Origin of the sequence: Acinetobacter sp. GD03645, from assembly GCF_029845285.1 — a bacterium.
GTDB lineage: Bacteria > Pseudomonadota > Gammaproteobacteria > Pseudomonadales > Moraxellaceae > Acinetobacter > Acinetobacter corruptisaponis.
The window spans coordinates 98,268-114,488 of record NZ_JAOCLL010000005.1; the positions used below are offsets into that span (position 1 = coordinate 98,268).

Below are 16,221 nucleotides of genomic sequence, written 5' to 3' on the forward strand. Positions count from 1 at the left end.
AGAGTACGCACGAACCTACGTCCCCTGTTCAGGGTCACGTAGGCATCATTAGCCACTATGGCGGTTTGTAACAGGAGGAATGCCATCTCCTTTGCTCTAAAATAACATAATTCTGCGACAACTCAACTGCTGTTTTTAGGTAGTGATAAGGCTGTGCATAAGGCTTAAGTTATCCACAGTTTAGGGGAATCTGGCTAAAACCTGCTCGCCGATGACATGAAAATCCAGTTCAGGCACCACAAAGGCAAATACTTCGGCATTATCCTCTAAACCCAATTGCTGTAACAGTTGAGGGGCTTTTAGGGAAATCATCTCTGCTGCCTGAATCTGCTGAAACTGTATCGGCATTTCAATATCGCCCTGTGACAGCCGTTGTGGCTGGTCGACCCATTCAGCCCATGCATGATCCTGATCAACAAGAAAATGTACCGCCTCATCCCATGAGGTAAACACGTTCCGCCATGAGCCTGGCAAGCATTTTTCCCCTGTGATTTGTACATTGCTGGCAAATGAGTAAGCAGGATCAAGCATGATGTCAGTCTGAATGCTTTTTTGCTGCTTATGATACTGATACTGATGCTGAAATATAGGTGCATATTGGGCAGGCATCACATCACTGGCCAAACGTCCACCCAGCACATATAGATACTGGTCTAACATCACCTGTTCAAATATCACTGTCTTGGGATGTGAGTCATCCAGATAAAACCGCCAGTTGCTTTGCTGGGGGGATGGCATCCATTTTCGTAGCCTGCCTAAAAATTGGAATCCAAAATGATGGTGCTGATAGGTCAGAATTGTAAAAATGGTTTTGCCCTGTTTCTCCCACAATGTCACCTGTTCAGGATAGCGTTGCCGAACCTGTTCAGCATCCACCAGCCATGACAGATAAACAACATTGCTAACCCGACTTTGCAAACGCATAAATGGCAACACACGCATCAACATACGGCGCAGTTGCAACAACACACCACAGGCGAGCAGCTTAGTTAAAAAGCGGAAAAACAGTGTCTGTCTTGGTGGTTTAAAATCATGGCGATTCATTATTATTCAGTAGGTTAATTCTTTCCCTGAGCATAAACTGCCTGTGTTGCTACGTCCAGTTTAATTCCTGTCTTCATCAATTCCATTAATTCAATGCTATGATGCTGCCATTCATTTGATCAACAGGGAACTGAATATGGCTCAAGAATTATTGTCACAATTAAAAGATGGTTCTGCAAAGTTTGCAGATGTGTTGGCATTTATCGAGGCGCGTTATCAACATACGCCAACCGCTTTTCAAAATGGCGCACAGTTTAATGCGGCAACAGAAAATCAGGGCAGTGCCAAAGTGTTCTCTTTTGCCAAACTTGAGGGTTTAAGCCAACAGGATACCCTCAATTTGTTTGCGGAACATTATGCCTCTGTACTTGCCACACCTGAAGCAAGCGACCACCAGAATATCCGCCAGTTTATGCAGAATGGCTGGGATGGCGTGAATTTTGAGGGTGAAGCTTTAACAGCAAAGTAATAAAAACAGGAGGTGCTAAAGCCTCCTGTCTTTTTTAATCTATTCTATTTTAAGGCCTTTCCAGTTTGCGTAGCTCAGTGGTTAAACTATAAAAATCTCCACCCATTTTGCCTACGCTATCCAACTGCTGCTGATTGATCATCGTCCCATTCCAAAGACAGTCATCGACATAAATAGACTTTACATCCAGCAAGGCAACCGTTCCACCTGATGGCAGGCTACTCAATTGAATCACTTCCCTTAAATGACATTCATAACGAATGGGAGAATCTCTCACTGCCAACGCTTCAACACTATTGCCAGCACATGACTCAATCTCAGCAAAATCAAACTCACTCTGCTCAGGGGGAAGCAAGGCACAGGATAAATTCATCTTTTCCATTAACTGGGAATTCACAATATGTACCACACATTCCCTGGTCGCAATTAAATTTCTCAAGGTGTCCTTATCCTGACCACTTTGTGGATTGACCTGTGAATACCACAGGATCGGAGGATTACAACTAGCCACATTGAAAAATGAGTAAGGGGCAATATTGTCAATCCCATCAGCGGATCGGGTACTGATCCATGCAATTGGACGCGGCGTGACTCCACCGACCAGTAAACGATAGGCTTCGGTTGGACTGAGGGAGGCTGTATCAAAAATCATGGGAATCACATTGAGAGTTTAAGGACGTTCAGCATATTGCGGTAAATCATCGGCAATACAATCCCATTCAGCTTTAGAAGCAACAAAGATATGCATAGTCGGCTTTTGTTGTAGCTGAGTATCTAAAGTACCAATTCTCAAACGATAAAGCTCTGGCTGTGTATCACGCGAGCTGATCAGCGGTGAACCACATTCACCACAAAACCAACGGTACACCCCCGATACTTCAAACTTCTTAATTAGGTTTTCACCCTGCACAATTTTAAAATCTGCACTGTGAATCGGGGCATTGGTTGCAAAGGCTGTGCCATTGGCTTTACGGCAGCGTTGACAGTGGCATTGCACAATCTCGCCAATTTCACCATGAATCTCATAATGGATGCCATTACATAAACAACTTCCGTGGTAAATAGGGGTAACTTGAGACATGCCAATTATCCTAATCAAAGTTTTCTAAAAACTAGCATTTTTGAAAGCTCAACAACAAGATAAATATTATATGGCTGCATTCAATAGTTGATGTACGCCTTGCCCTGCCGCTCGCCCTGTGGCAAAACAGGCAGTCAGTAAATATCCACCTGTCGGTGCATCCCAGTCCAGCATTTCCCCACAGCAAAATATATAGGGATTGGACTGCAATTGCAGTTGTGAAGATAAGGCTACTTGCTTTACCCCACCTGCACAGCTAATCGCTTCCTCAATTGGGCGGAAACCATCCAGGGCAATGCTTAACTGTTTGATCTGCCTTGCCATCATTTCAGGCTGTGACCACAGATTTTTATCCACCACTTCTCGTAGTAAATTGATCTTCACATGGTCCAAACCTGCCTTACGCCAAATATTGGTAATGGACTGCTTTTTATTGCCCTGCAATTTCTTTTTTAATTGTTCAATCGTAATATCAGGGAGTAAGTCCAGATGCAGTTGCAAGGGCTGATTCTGGGCTGCAAGCTGTCTTAACTCACGTCCCAGTTTATAAATAACTCCACTTTCCAAACCATAATGCGTCACCACAATATCGCCATGCGTTTGCTGGTCAGGCTGTACCCATGCATTGACACGCTTGAGTGGCTGGCCAAAACAGTCCTGCATAAACGGTGACCAAGCCTTTAACACACCAACATTGCTGGCCTGAAATGGCTTAATTTCATTTGAGGATAACCAGTGTTGCCAGCCACCATCGCTGCCCAACTGCGGCCATGACACTGCACCACAGGCCAAGACAATCGTGTCATAACTTTTTGTGAATGATTGGGTTTGATTTTCAACGATTAATTGATTACCAGACAACGCCACACAACGATGGCGATAATGAAATTTCACGCCATCCGCCATTAGACGTTTTAACCAAGCTCGCAACAATGGCGCGGCTTTCATCTCCACAGGAAATACCCGCCCAGAACTGCCAATGTAGGATTCAATGCCCAGCCCGTGCATCCAGTCCTGAATCCATGCAGCATCGCATTGCTTAATCCAGGGGCCTAGCCATTCAGCATGGTCATAACGCTGTATAAACGTTTCGACAGGCTCGGCATGGGAAATATTCAGTCCCGTTTTGCCTGCCATTAAAAACTTGCGGGCCGCTGATGGTTTTTGCTCATAAACCTCAATATCGTAATTGTATTGGCTCAGCACTTCAGCCGCCATCAATCCTGCTGGGCCTGCGCCAATAATCGCAATACGCTTATTCGCCATCAGGCTGCCCTTGTATGTTCCGCCCCTGCAACGGTGCAAAATCATCAAAACGGGTCTGGTAGCCCTGTGGTTTAGTGATCAGCAACTGTTGGCACAGTTCACCACGCTCCAGATACTTGATCTCAAAATGGGTGCGGGCTGAGTCTGTTGCAATCTTTTGTTTTTCATAAGGCAATTTCCACACATCAATAAGCTGTTGCTCTGCTTCATCAATATATGCTGGAATGTTGCTCGCCAGCGTAATCGTACCATTCGGTTTTAGGCGAGAGAGCAGGAACTCGAAAAATGGCATGTTCAGCCAGCGTTGTGCTGGATTATGTGGCTCTGGATTGGGATAGAGAATAAAAAACTGTTCAACCTGTGCAGGAAACAGGGCATGCACCACCCAGGGCAAGGCATCAGCATGAATCGGGTTTAAATGTTCACGCACTTCAAGTTGATGCTGTTTCTGCATCGCTACAAATTTTTCTTTGGTTCGCTCAATGGCATATAACGTAGTTTGTGGATTTTGCTCTGTAAATAGCAGCGCATGTTTGCCCTTTCCAGCCCCAATCTCCACGCAGATCGGGGTATCTGGAATCGGCTGAAAATCACGTGGTGCCTGCATGCGTTGTGCTTGAAATTGACGAATCGACATAATCCCATCAAACTATCTATAAATCGGCATAAGTCTAACAACTCACCTGACGTTTGCCTAATCTATTTACTTGCCGCCTTAGGAATTTTCTATGCCCCGTACCTTTCCCTGCCCTCGTTGTGGCCAGCCAAGCACATGGGAAAATAATGATTTTCGTCCATTCTGCTCAGAACGCTGTAAATTGATTGACCTGGGTGCCTGGGCAAGTGATGAATATAAACTCCCAACTCAGGATGCACCTCAGGCGGATCTCAAACGCCATGAAGATGATTATGAGGATTAATCATCTTCCTTATTTAAAAGGATAAGAATAGGATTCACTACTTATCCCACGCCTGTTTTATAAAAATAATTATTAATAAAAACTTACACATTTTAAATGCGTGAATTACATCACAGTAATTTACTTTTTTATGACCTTATGCAAATCTTGATTCCATAAGCCATATGAACCAATCAACTATTACAAATTACATATCGCGCTGGGTTATTTTTGACCATTTTTATAAGAAGTCAGCGTAGTAAATAAAAAAATTAAATTTATTAGGAAGTGACAATGAATAACTATATTCCCTACCAGCTTAAGGTGTTGGCAACACAGATTGATCCCAATTTAGACATCCATTGGCAAGATGCTTTACAGGCTCTATTTTCCAAGGCATCTCCAGCAGAGTGGGAAAATATCTGCCAGGATATTTTGCAGCTTAAAAAAATTCACTGGAACAGAAAAGAGCATACTTTTTCATATCTGGCAAAACATGACTTTCATTTGCTCACTGAAAAGATTGCATATGCACATATCAAGCTGCTGACGACCAGAATTGCAGACTCTCTGGAGAAACTAAGGAAATACAACAATATCCACGACATTTCTGACTATCTGGAGAATATTCTCAGCCAGATTCACCAGATCGACACTGAAGATGATTTTGACCTACAGGAACAAAAGAAACTGATTTTAAGGGAATTCATCTACGCCGCAGCCCAAATCATTTTGGCAAAGCAAGAAATCGACCTGCCAGCCAACCAAAGGCATATAGATACAGTGGTGATCAAGACTTTCATCACCGAAGTGTTCCTCAAACAACAGCTTTTAAAATACACATTCAATATTCTTCGCTCGCATCAGCTCAGGGAGGAAAAAGACCATATCCTCAAATACTTTTTATATAAACAGCAGAAGTCCAGACAACTGGATATTGTCAAAACCTCAAAATATATCTTTGCACTGGCACCCAGCCCAGAAAGCCAGATGAACACCTTTTCCATTCGCCGATTCTTACAGGAGGAAAAATTTGAGGCATGTGAGAACATTTACGTCAACTCAGCCATCCTGAATTTGGATAAGATTGAGGATGAGGCACATCTTGAGCAATTCCAGTGGCAGGTTGGCCGAATTGTGACGATTGATGCACAGGTCAACCATTATGTTTCCGATATTGTTCGCAACATCGAACTGTATACCCATAAAACCCTGATTCCCTTTCTCATGGAACCACTCAACCCAAGTGGTGTATTTCTTGAAAAACTGGTTGAGCAACGGCTGATTGATTTTGAACAGAAGTTATGCACCAACATTCTTGAGCCGATTGCAGATGCCCTAAAACATGCGGTACACCACATAGATGAATGCAATTATCTCTATATCAGTGTTAAGCAGACTTTGGATGAGCTGATCCGCCATTTCACCGAGTTTCAGTCACAGCCCTCGATCATCTTCAACAAACAGGTGATCCTGTTCATTGCCAGACTCAAGTCCTATGCCACCCTGTTGCAAAAAAGACATTCCGATGTATTTACCGTGTTTTCTTATGATGAATGGAAAAAACATCATATTGAGGCCCTGGAACCGACCAATATCCTAAAGGATATTAGTATCAGTTCCCTACAGGAGTACAAAGATGCCTTTTATGAGCTCAAGGAAAATCAACGCCAGCTGAAACAGAGCTCGTCTTTTTTAAGCAAGCTGCTGAATAAACCACAGAAGATCAAAGACAATATTCTTAAACTCAAGCAGAAAACCTCTCAAATCAAGAAACATGCCCATCAGGAGATTATCCGTATCCAGCGTCGTTTTCCGTCCCTGACGGTGTATCTGGAATTTGAGTCACTGATCTCAGTCAACCACAAAGAACGGCACTATGCATTTCCAACGGGAGACAATGGAATTACCCGCCTGCCCATTCTGATCCAGATCCCAGAGGACAAGGCTTCTTTTGACTTGCAGACCATTTGTAACCATTTAAATTTTGACCTGAATCTGGCCAACCAAAAATGGTTAGAAACGGTTTAATGGTTGCATCTAAGGAGTTCAGCATTTCTTCTGTATAAGCTGAATACTTTATATAGAAGAATAATGACTCAATTGATGGTTAACCCGCTTTACTAGCTACGAAAGGATTAAATTGCTTTTCATAACCAATGGTGCTCATTGGCCCATGCCCTGAAATAAATTGTGTGTCATCAGGCAAACTAAAACATTCACGCTGTATGGAATCCAGCAATTGCTGGTGATTTCCTTTAGGAAAATCAGTACGCCCAATCGAACCCTTGAACAGGACATCGCCCGTCCATAATAAGCCATGTTTGGCATTGTAGAACATCACATGGCCTGGGGTATGACCAGGCGCAAAACGCACCTCAAACTCATCCTCACCCAGTTTCAGCACTTCACCACCCTCTAGCCACTGATCGACCTTGACGGGTTGTGGAATCGGGAAGCCATAACGTGCCGAAACCTCCTGAATCATGTCCAGCCAGAATTGATCCTCTTTATGCGGGCCAATCACAGGCACTTTCCATGTATCAACCAACTCACCGACCGCGCCCGCATGATCAAGATGTCCGTGGGTGAGCCATAACGCTTTCACATGCAGACCCAAGGCTTCGACTTCTTTTTTCAGCACTGCTGCATCACCGCCTGCATCAATCAAAATCGCGTCTTTGGTTTCACTGTCCCATAAAATCGAGCAGTTTTGTTGAAAGGCAGTCACAGGGACAATTTTGACTTGTAGCATAAAAACCTCTGGCTAAAACGCAGTTAACGGTGGGCTAAGGTATGGGTTAGGGCATCAAGATTAGCCTGAACCAGACTGGCAAGCAAATCAATATGTGCCTGATCGGTATTCAGCGCAGCAATATAGGCATATTCACCACCGCCCGCATGCTGGAAAATCTCCTTATTCTGCATCGCCAACTCTTCCAGCGTTTCCAGACAATCCGCCGAAAATGCGGGACTAATCACCTGCACGGACTGAACCTTTTGCTTACCCCATTGTTGTAATAACTGATCGGTATAGGGCTTGACCCATTCCTGTTTTCCGAAACGTGACTGGAAACTAATCGCCCATTCCTCATCTTTCAGATGCAAGGCATCTGCAACTAAACGGGCAGTGATTCGGCAACGGTCGGCATAAGGATCACCCTTGTCCGCATAAGGCTGGGGAATGCCATGAAATGACATCAATAACTTTTCAGGCTTGCCATGTTCAGCCTGATAGTTGAGAACACTATCCGCCAATGCCTGAATAAACAGCGGATGCTGATAGTAATCCTTGATGAGGGTCAGTCCTGGCAAATGACGCTGCTGTGGAATCCATCTGGCAAAGGCATCATACAATGGTGCAGTTGAGGTGGCTGAATACTGGGGAAATAGCGGTAACAGAATCACATGCTCTTGCGGTGTTTTTTCCAGTTGTGCCAAGACATCATAAATGCTCGGTTGCCCATAAGTCATCGCAGGGACAACCGTGAGGTCAAACTGATGATTTTCTTCCTGCAAACGTTGCTTAACCAAACGTGTTTGTTCAAGCACAATTTCCCGCATTGGGGAATCTTTGGACCAGACCGATGCATAAGCTTCGGCAACCCGCTTAGGTCGAAAAGTCAGTACAAACAGATGCAGGATAATCCACCACAGTAATTTGGGGATTTCAATGACACGGGTATCGGATAAGAACTGTTTTAAGAAACGACGTACTGCTGGCACAGTGGCTTGGTCTGGCGTACCTAAATTTGCTAAAACCACAGTCACTTTGGGTTTTGGTGTCGCTGACATACATCGCTTCCGCTATAGCTGAATTTCTCCAGTTACTTTAGCAGTTTTACCGCACTTTTTTAAATTGGATTAATGCATGGTCTTAAACTGAAAAACCCGATTACTGTCCAGTATGTTGCTTTCCAGAAGCTTCTGCCCTTTTGCGGTCAGTTGCCACAGCATACGTTGGCGGTCATCCCGTCCTGTCGGCACAATCCATTCATTCTGGCGCATCTGCAACTTGATTTCATGCAAGGCACGGATATTCACCTGTGCACGAGATACCGCATGCGCCCTTGGCATTTCCTTACGTGCATCATCCAGACCCGTTTCATTGAGATATTCGTTCATGCGCTTGGAAAAATATTCTTCAGGCGTTGGAATCACAAATGATGAACCAAGCACATTCAGTAATTGCGCCCAGGTCATTTTGCGGTGTGGTTTGACTTCCTTGAAATTACCATCCTGATAGGCATGCATACGGTATTCAAATGCATACACTTCATGCATGGATACCTTGGGTACACTGGTAAGTGGATCAGCTTCCCGACTGCCCATTTCAGTTTCAAGCTGTTTAACCTTGGCACGCAAGGCATCAATTTCATCCCGCAACACCTGGGTGTTTTGTGGACGAACCCACCCCACCACAGGATAGCGTTCCAGCATTTGTGGCATACTGGAGCGAACGGCAAGCTCCAGATCCCTTAAGCTACGATAAGTAAAAACCTGATCAACTTCATGTTGCAGCTGTTTTCTAAACTCTTTGAATTTTTCTTTTAACTCAGTTTTGTGGTCATGCAGCTTTGCTTCGCGTGATTCTGGCTCTTCATGCATAAACACAATCACGGGTTTCTGTTTGGTCATGGCATAGATATATTCCAGATGCATATAGCCCACACCTGAAACAGACTGCTCACCATACTGGCTACCCAGCAAAATCACCACGTAATCACAGTCATCAATCTGTCTGCGGGCAATGGAGGTGCTCAAGGGTGTACGCTGTTCCAAGCCCCACGAAAAGAACCCCATTCCAACCAGCGTTTGGGCCAAAACCGCCCGTTCTGGTTGCATTTCATTGCCAGACGTAGAAATAAAAACCTGATAACGAGTATCTTGCATAGGCTAGGTCCCAATTCACTTATCAATAACCCTTAAGCCGTTTCGCTTAAGCCTTATCAATAATAACCCCAATAAAATCTTGAATATGAATCAACTGACGCGTTTAGGCGCCCATATCATCCAAATTCTGAATCGTCCATGTTAATTGTTCTGGCATGAGATGCTGGAGTACCGATTTTAACTCAACAGCATTATGACCACTGGCATAACATTCAATACGTGTAACATTATGACTTATTTTGTCACATAATAACCTATTTTTTATCAAAATATAGGCTGTTTGTCGCGCAACTGCCTGTCCAGAATCAATTAATTTTAACTTTTCATCAAAAACCTGATGAATTGCATCCCTTAAAAAAGGATAGTGAGTACATCCCAGCACTAAAAAATCCGCGCCCTGCTCCACCACAGGCTGCAATATATCCTGCAACACATCCAGACAGGCCTGGCCCATTTGCTGTCCCGCCTCAACAAAAGGCACCAGTTCCAGACTGGTGACTTTTAAAACCCGTACGCCAGCAGGTTCGGCAAACCTGCTCATCACATCCTTGATGAGCTGTCCGCGAAAGGTTGCAGGTGTCGCCAGCACAGCCACCACTTTCGAACGTGTTTGCAGCACGGCGGGCTTTAATGCAGGCACCAATCCCACAATCGGAAAATGCTCGCCATAGTAGTCACGTAGGTAGTCCAGACTAAATGCCGATGCAGTATTGCATGCCACCACCGCAATCTTACAGCCCTGCCGATACAGCCACTCAATCGCACGCGCTGTTAATTGTCGAATTTCCTGATCTGAACGGGCCCCATAAGGCACATGCGCGGTATCGGCATAGTAGAGAATCCGTTCGTTGGGTAAATGTCGGGCAATCTCCTGCGCAATCGACAAGCCTCCAATGCCTGAATCAAAAACCCCAATCGGCGCATCAGAGGATGCATGTGGCATGGGGTCAGCCAATACGGGCAGGGATTGGACAGCAGTCATACAAATACATTAACACTGTGGTTTCTTCACTCTTTTAAGCTTAAACCTCAGGTGCTTAAATGCAAGACCAAATCACCACTTTTTAATGTTAAAACCGTCTCACCCTGTGCATTTTCAGACAAACTGCCATAGTTTACAAGGTGATAAAAACTTTGACGCTGAATCAGGGCATTCATTCCAAAACGAACATGCACATAAGGACGTAATTCATCCTCCCCAGCTTCATTTGGATAGGCACGCATAAAAACTGGGTGCCGCTCATCCACAATCACCACATCCTGATTGCTGGTGGTGAGCTGCAAATAGCGCTTGCCCTCTATCTCAACCTGATCCACCTGGTTGATTAGCAACGGTTCATCCTCAACCTCAATTTCAATCTGCTCAACAGGTGTTTTCAGGTAAAACTTTCCATCCTCTTTCCACAGCACCTTGCTAAACAGGTCGAGTAAAGCCTGCCGCTTGACCAATTGACCTTCGTGCCACCATTCTCCATTGGCTTTTATCTTTAGATCCATTTTGCCGCAATGCTTTGGATGCCACTGGTCTAAAGGTGGAATTGACCTTTTGTGACTTTGCTGTACATCTTTTACGTATTGTGCAATGCTCATTAAGTTTTTATCATCAGAAAACACGATTTTTCCCTTATTTTGTAGCGAGTCTGGTGGAGAATCATTTTCATTTATCGTCGTTTATGCCTAGCTGACGAGAAAATATGACCGCTCAGCCAATTGGCGAGTCCAAGGTTTAAAACTATACTATCCCAAACGTTTGCAAGTACAATAGTGTCTTTGTGCTTGGCAATACAGAACACTCATGGCAGCACCGAATCGCAATATTACGGTTGCCACCCTTAAAAATATGAGGAGTCCTACATGGAACACATCGAACGTGAAGCGATGGAGTTTGACGTAGTGATCGTAGGTGCAGGACCTGCGGGTTTATCTGCTGCGATTAAAATTCGTCAACTAGCGATTGAAAACAACCTACCTGACCTTTCTGTGTGTGTTGTTGAAAAAGGCTCTGAAGTAGGTGCGCATATCCTTTCTGGTGCTGTACTTGAACCACGCGCCATGAATGAACTGTTCCCGAACTGGAAAGAAGAAGGTGCGCCACTCAATGTTCCTGTAACAGGCGACGAAACCTATTTCCTGCTTTCTGATACCAAGGCACAAAAAATGCCGTATTGGATGGTGCCAAAATCAATGCATAACGAAGGGAACTATGTAATTTCCCTGGGTAACGTTGTTCGCTGGTTAGGCCAAAAAGCGGAAGAGCTTGAAGTTTCAATTTTCCCTGGCTTTGCCGCTTCTGAAATTCTTTACCATGAAGATGGTACTGTAAAAGGTATCCAGACTGGAGATATGGGCATTGGCAAAAATGGTGAGCCAACGCATAACTTCACCCCTGGTTATGAACTTCATGCCAAATATACCTTGTTCGCAGAAGGCTGCCGTGGTCACCTCGGTAAGCGCCTGATAGCAGGCTTTGCGCTAGACAGTAATTCTGATCCACAACACTACGGGATCGGGATTAAAGAGCTTTGGGAAATCGACCCAGCAAAACATAAACCAGGTCTTGTAATGCACGGTGCTGGCTGGCCATTGTCTGAAACAGGTTCTGCTGGCGGCTGGTGGCTCTACCACGCTGAAAACAACCAGGTGACCTTGGGCATGATTGTGGATCTGTCTTACGAAAATCCACATATGTATCCATTTATGGAAATGCAGCGCTGGAAAACCCACCCAACCATCAAGCAATTCCTTGAGGGTGGTAAACGTATTTCTTACGGCGCACGTGCGGTTGTTAAGGGCGGTTTTAACTCATTGCCTAAATTGACTTTCCCAGGCGGTTGCCTGATTGGTGATGATGCAGGCTTCTTGAACTTCTCTAAAATCAAGGGCTCACACACTGCCATGAAATCAGGCATGTTGTGTGGTGAGGCGGTATTTGAAGCGATTGCTGCGGGTGTTGCCAAAGGTGGCGATCTTGCGATTGCACGTGTACTTGAGGGTGAAGATCACTTTGCTAAGGAACTCACGGCTTATACTGAGAAATATAACAACTCTTGGTTAAAAGAAGAGTTATATAACGCACGTAACTTTGGTCCAGCAATGCACAAGTTTGGTCAATGGATCGGTGGCGCATTTAACTTTATTGATCAAAGCGTCTTTAAAGTGCCATTTACCCTGCATGACTTGAAACAGGATTATGCTGCGCTTAAAACAGTTGATGCTTCAACATTCAAGCCAAACTATCCGAAACCAGATGGCAAGTTGACTTTTGACCGCTTATCCTCTGTATTTATTTCAAATACAGTGCATGAAGAAAACCAGCCTGCCCACTTGAAACTGACCAATCCTGAAACACCAATTCAGGTGAACCTGCCAAAGTGGGATGAGCCTGCACAACGTTACTGCCCTGCTGGCGTATACGAAGTCATGGAAAATGATGATGGTTCTAAACGCTTCCAGATCAACGCAGCCAACTGTGTTCACTGTAAGACCTGTGACATTAAAGATCCATCACAGAACATTACCTGGGTAACCCCTGAAGGTGGCGGTGGTCCTAACTATCCAAATATGTAATTTTTAGATAATGTGATAACGCCGAATGCTTGCCACATAGTCAAATAAAAAGCCTCAATGAATTGAGGCTTTTTATTTTAGTCTTTCTGCTCTTCATCAAATCGCTTATATGCTTTAGACAATACACTCAGCGTTTTCACTTGCTTACCAAAACGTCGACATGAACGACACATCATCAAATGAAATTGCAAACCACTCTGTTCTTTCAACAACAGTTGTCGATCTTGTTGTTCAGAAAGTAACTGCGTTGCTTGTCGACAGGTCAACATGAGCAATCCTCCTGAAGTAACCATTTATTTTCCAAACACTCACGTAATCGTGCTCGGCTGCGATACATTAAAACATTGAGATTAGAAACCGTAAGTTCCAGCTTTTCACATATTTCATCAGAGCTGAGTTCTATCATTTCCCGCAACATAAAAACTTGTGCATACTTTGCAGGTAAATGATTCAAACATGCATCGAAAATCATCCAAAAATCTTGCTGCTCCATCATTTCTTCAGGATTTTGCCATGCTTTTGGCATCTCTGATTTTTGCCAATGTCCAGCAGCATCAAACAGCGCATCCACACTTAACTCGCTGTCATCATCATGAAATAGCTCACTCATGCTAACCAGACGTATTTTTTGTCGAATCAAATCAACGATCTTATTTTTCAGAATCGCAAACACCCACGTTTTAAATGCTGCACGCCCTGAAAATGATTCAACATGCTGCAAAGCACTCACTAAAGCCTCTTGCACTACGTCTTCCGCTTGATGAAATGAGGAAAGCTGCAATACTGCAAACTTCATCATTTGCTGCCTTAAATCATGCAAAAAAACAGGATTTTGTAGTTGTTGAATGAACTCGTCATTGTTGGTAGCAGCCTGAACCATCTCCTGACCTCATCCTATTGTTCTGGGATATACAATAAATCTAACTCAGTTAATCGTTCAGATAACAGCTTCAGCTGTTGCTCTACTTCTTGTTCAGATAAATCTGGCACTGTGGTGTATATCAACTGCTTAAGCTCCTGTTCTGTCAGTGCTTTAAGATTTAGTTGTTCAATCAAACAAGCGAACAATGGAGATAATGGTTCAACACAAACCTGATCATGATGATTTCGCCAAACCATCACTGCGCTCGGTGAATACTCAAAGTCTTGGTGTTCCGTCGTCCAAAGATAAACTGGATATTGATAAACCAAAATCCAAATGTGTGTGTTCAATTGCCAAACTGACGCTGATGAGAAAGTTTTCTCTTCGATTTCAACCGTATCCAAATACAATTCCAGCCATTCAAATTGTAATAACTCCGCTAACCACGGATATTCTTGTAAGATTGGATGTTGTTGCTCATCAAGATATTCTCTGAATTGCAGCGAAATATCATTATAAAATGGCGATTGATTTTGTGAATTTTGAAAGAAATCTTGCAGCAAAGACTGCCATTTCGTCTCAGATAATAGCGTTCGGGCAATCGGATACACCAAGTTAATAAATGAACTGACATTATTGAACAATAAGGTTCGATAAACCTGCATTCGCTCTGTTACAAATTCTGCAGGAAGATCTGATCGAGGGTCACGAATCCACGCACAAAATGCCTGCTGAGTTTGCTGCAAAGGACGTTCATTCATCTTCATATTTTTACCTCATTTATAATATTTAAGGTACTGGTATGAAGTGATTGAGGATAGCTAAATTGGTTTTGTAGATCTTTGATTATATTTAGCTCATGCTGAAGTTGTTGCCACGTCGGAATATTAAAATCACGTTCTAACAAGGTCGGCTTTACACCACAGGTTTGGTAGGTATATGCCAACAATTCCCACACAGGATCACAGACATTTTCTCCATGCGTATCAATCAACAAATCATCACTCACTTGTTCATGACCAGCAATATGTAGATATCGAATCCGATCTTTCGGCATCGCATCAATAAAAGCATATGCATCTGTTTGATGGTTCTTACTATTCACATAAACATTATTTACATCGAGCAATAATTCACAGTCTGCGCGTGTAATCACTTCATGAACAAAATCACTTTCGCTCATTTCTGCATTCGGCATGAGATACGTTGAAACATTCTCCAGAACTAAACGTTGTCCTAAAATATCTTGTACACGCAAGACCCGTTCAACTACATAGTCCACTGCTTCTTCTGTCATCGGAATCGGCAACAGATCATATAAATAACCACCATCATTGGTATAACTCAAATGCTCGGAATAAGTCAGTACCTGATGTTGTTTTAAAAAATCTCGTACTCGGTGCACAAACTCAAGATTAAGCGGATGTGGCCCACCAATAGATAAGGAAAGCCCATGACAAACTAATGGCGACTTTTCCAAACATTGCGCCAATAACTTTGCATGTCGCCCACCAAAACCCATCCAGTTCTCAGGTGCAACTTCTATAAAATCAGGATGTTGGCCTGCTTGTAAAAACGTATCAATAAAATCACGTCTTAAACCTAGTCCAGCACCAGTGAAAGCAACCATTTGCATTCCTTTTCAATGATGACAACAACGTTATAAAGTTGTTGTCATCACCGATCATTTAATTGATTAGTGTGCGCCACATTTCCCATCCGCCACTTTTTTGTCTGCGCCACACTTTGCATCTGCCATTTTTTTGTCTGCACCACATTTCGCATCAGCCGCTTTTTTGGCAGCGCCACATTTTGCTTCTGTTGTTTTATGCTGTTGTTTGGCTTTATTTGCACCACATTTTGCTTCGCCACATTTACCATCAGCCGCTTTGCTTACATGTGTTTCAGTTGTTGTGGAGGCGGCTGAGACGTGTGTTGTTGCACCAACCATAGATAGAGCAACTAAAGCAGCGACTGAAGTCATCGAATTTAACTTATTCATTTTGAAGTTCCTTTTAAATCAATTTGGGGTTTTGTACTCAGGTACATGTTATTAGACGAGCGACCACTCAATTTATTACAGTTAAAAAATAATTTTTTTCTTGTAAGAAACTAAATCCTCAACCGACTAATGACTATT

Annotated in this window: 19 protein-coding genes and 1 riboswitch; of the genes, 4 read left to right on the plus strand and 15 right to left on the minus strand. The window is 43.5% G+C overall.

Going from position 1 to position 16,221, the window contains the following annotated elements:
* Window positions 1-32 precede the first annotated feature (32 nt).
* Window positions 33-99, minus strand: a riboswitch (Fluoride riboswitch).
* 81 nt (window positions 100-180) lie between these two features.
* A complete protein-coding gene (locus N5J47_RS05465; protein WP_279959763.1) occupies window positions 181-1,044 on the minus strand; it encodes a DUF2071 domain-containing protein in 864 nt (287 codons plus the stop codon).
* A 136-nt stretch (window positions 1,045-1,180) separates the two neighbouring features.
* Between N5J47_RS05465 and N5J47_RS05470 the strand changes: the two genes are divergently transcribed.
* Window positions 1,181-1,513 carry a HopJ type III effector protein gene (locus N5J47_RS05470; protein WP_279959764.1) on the plus strand — a complete coding sequence of 111 codons (333 nt, stop codon included), beginning with the start codon at window positions 1,181-1,183 and terminating at the stop codon, window positions 1,511-1,513.
* 49 nt (window positions 1,514-1,562) lie between these two features.
* Here the strand turns inward: N5J47_RS05470 and N5J47_RS05475 are convergent, their stop codons facing one another.
* The 4 genes from N5J47_RS05475 to N5J47_RS05490 all read right to left on the minus strand — a co-directional run bounded on the left by N5J47_RS05475 (window position 1,563) and on the right by N5J47_RS05490 (window position 4,497).
* A complete protein-coding gene (locus N5J47_RS05475) occupies window positions 1,563-2,165 on the minus strand; it encodes a flavin reductase family protein (protein WP_279959765.1) in 603 nt (200 codons plus the stop codon).
* 18 nt (window positions 2,166-2,183) lie between these two features.
* Window positions 2,184-2,594 carry a GFA family protein gene (locus N5J47_RS05480; protein WP_267981204.1) on the minus strand — a complete coding sequence of 137 codons (411 nt, stop codon included), beginning with the start codon at window positions 2,592-2,594 and terminating at the stop codon, window positions 2,184-2,186.
* 66 nt (window positions 2,595-2,660) lie between these two features.
* Complete coding sequence (locus N5J47_RS05485; protein WP_279959766.1) at window positions 2,661-3,860, minus strand: TIGR03862 family flavoprotein; 1,200 nt, start codon at window positions 3,858-3,860, stop codon at window positions 2,661-2,663.
* Complete coding sequence (locus N5J47_RS05490; protein WP_279959767.1) at window positions 3,850-4,497, minus strand: SAM-dependent methyltransferase; 648 nt, start codon at window positions 4,495-4,497, stop codon at window positions 3,850-3,852. The genes N5J47_RS05485 and N5J47_RS05490 overlap by 11 nt, the downstream gene beginning before the upstream one ends.
* 91 nt (window positions 4,498-4,588) lie before the next feature.
* Between N5J47_RS05490 and N5J47_RS05495 the strand changes: the two genes are divergently transcribed.
* Together N5J47_RS05495 and N5J47_RS05500 are read left to right on the plus strand one after the other, a co-directional pair.
* A complete protein-coding gene (locus N5J47_RS05495) occupies window positions 4,589-4,780 on the plus strand; it encodes a DNA gyrase inhibitor YacG (protein ID WP_004680638.1) in 192 nt (63 codons plus the stop codon).
* Between the two features lie 273 nt (window positions 4,781-5,053).
* On the plus strand, window positions 5,054-6,790 hold the full coding sequence (locus N5J47_RS05500) for a hypothetical protein (protein ID WP_279959768.1): 1,737 nt from the start codon (window positions 5,054-5,056) through the stop codon (window positions 6,788-6,790).
* A 79-nt stretch (window positions 6,791-6,869) separates the two neighbouring features.
* Here the strand turns inward: N5J47_RS05500 and N5J47_RS05505 are convergent, their stop codons facing one another.
* The 5 genes from N5J47_RS05505 to N5J47_RS05525 all read right to left on the minus strand — a co-directional run bounded on the left by N5J47_RS05505 (window position 6,870) and on the right by N5J47_RS05525 (window position 11,317).
* Complete coding sequence (locus N5J47_RS05505; protein WP_279959769.1) at window positions 6,870-7,514, minus strand: MBL fold metallo-hydrolase; 645 nt, start codon at window positions 7,512-7,514, stop codon at window positions 6,870-6,872.
* A gap of 23 nt (window positions 7,515-7,537) precedes the next feature.
* The gene (hemH, locus tag N5J47_RS05510) at window positions 7,538-8,554 is read right to left on the minus strand and encodes a ferrochelatase (protein WP_267981209.1); all 1,017 of its coding nucleotides are present in this window, start codon (window positions 8,552-8,554) and stop codon (window positions 7,538-7,540) included.
* A gap of 69 nt (window positions 8,555-8,623) precedes the next feature.
* Window positions 8,624-9,652: a DUF4062 domain-containing protein gene (locus tag N5J47_RS05515; protein WP_267981210.1), complete on the minus strand. Its 1,029-nt coding sequence runs from the start codon at window positions 9,650-9,652 to the stop codon at window positions 8,624-8,626.
* Between the two features lie 103 nt (window positions 9,653-9,755).
* Window positions 9,756-10,634 (minus strand): glutamate racemase, encoded by an 879-nt coding sequence (gene murI, locus N5J47_RS05520; RefSeq protein ID WP_267981211.1) that lies wholly within the window; start codon window positions 10,632-10,634, stop codon window positions 9,756-9,758.
* A 47-nt stretch (window positions 10,635-10,681) separates the two neighbouring features.
* Window positions 10,682-11,317 (minus strand): DUF1285 domain-containing protein, encoded by a 636-nt coding sequence (locus tag N5J47_RS05525; protein ID WP_279959808.1) that lies wholly within the window; start codon window positions 11,315-11,317, stop codon window positions 10,682-10,684.
* A 189-nt stretch (window positions 11,318-11,506) separates the two neighbouring features.
* On the opposite strand from N5J47_RS05525, the gene N5J47_RS05530 reads away from it, so the two are divergent.
* Window positions 11,507-13,219 carry an electron transfer flavoprotein-ubiquinone oxidoreductase gene (locus N5J47_RS05530; protein ID WP_279959770.1) on the plus strand — a complete coding sequence of 571 codons (1,713 nt, stop codon included), beginning with the start codon at window positions 11,507-11,509 and terminating at the stop codon, window positions 13,217-13,219.
* Between the two features lie 77 nt (window positions 13,220-13,296).
* On the opposite strand, the gene N5J47_RS05535 is transcribed toward N5J47_RS05530, so the two are convergent.
* The 5 genes from N5J47_RS05535 to N5J47_RS05555 all read right to left on the minus strand — a co-directional run bounded on the left by N5J47_RS05535 (window position 13,297) and on the right by N5J47_RS05555 (window position 16,083).
* Window positions 13,297-13,488 (minus strand): zf-HC2 domain-containing protein, encoded by a 192-nt coding sequence (locus N5J47_RS05535; protein WP_279959771.1) that lies wholly within the window; start codon window positions 13,486-13,488, stop codon window positions 13,297-13,299.
* On the minus strand, window positions 13,482-14,099 hold the full coding sequence (locus N5J47_RS05540) for an RNA polymerase factor sigma-70 (protein ID WP_279959772.1): 618 nt from the start codon (window positions 14,097-14,099) through the stop codon (window positions 13,482-13,484). The genes N5J47_RS05535 and N5J47_RS05540 overlap by 7 nt, the downstream gene beginning before the upstream one ends.
* Before the next feature lie 14 nt (window positions 14,100-14,113).
* Window positions 14,114-14,848: a putative DNA-binding domain-containing protein gene (locus N5J47_RS05545; protein WP_279959773.1), complete on the minus strand. Its 735-nt coding sequence runs from the start codon at window positions 14,846-14,848 to the stop codon at window positions 14,114-14,116.
* The gene (locus N5J47_RS05550; RefSeq protein WP_279959774.1) at window positions 14,845-15,711 is read right to left on the minus strand and encodes a DUF692 domain-containing protein; all 867 of its coding nucleotides are present in this window, start codon (window positions 15,709-15,711) and stop codon (window positions 14,845-14,847) included. The genes N5J47_RS05545 and N5J47_RS05550 overlap by 4 nt, the downstream gene beginning before the upstream one ends.
* Window positions 15,712-15,777: 66 nt before the next feature.
* Window positions 15,778-16,083, minus strand: coding sequence for a hypothetical protein (locus tag N5J47_RS05555; protein ID WP_279959775.1), 306 nt, complete (start codon window positions 16,081-16,083; stop codon window positions 15,778-15,780).
* Window positions 16,084-16,221 lie beyond the last annotated feature (138 nt).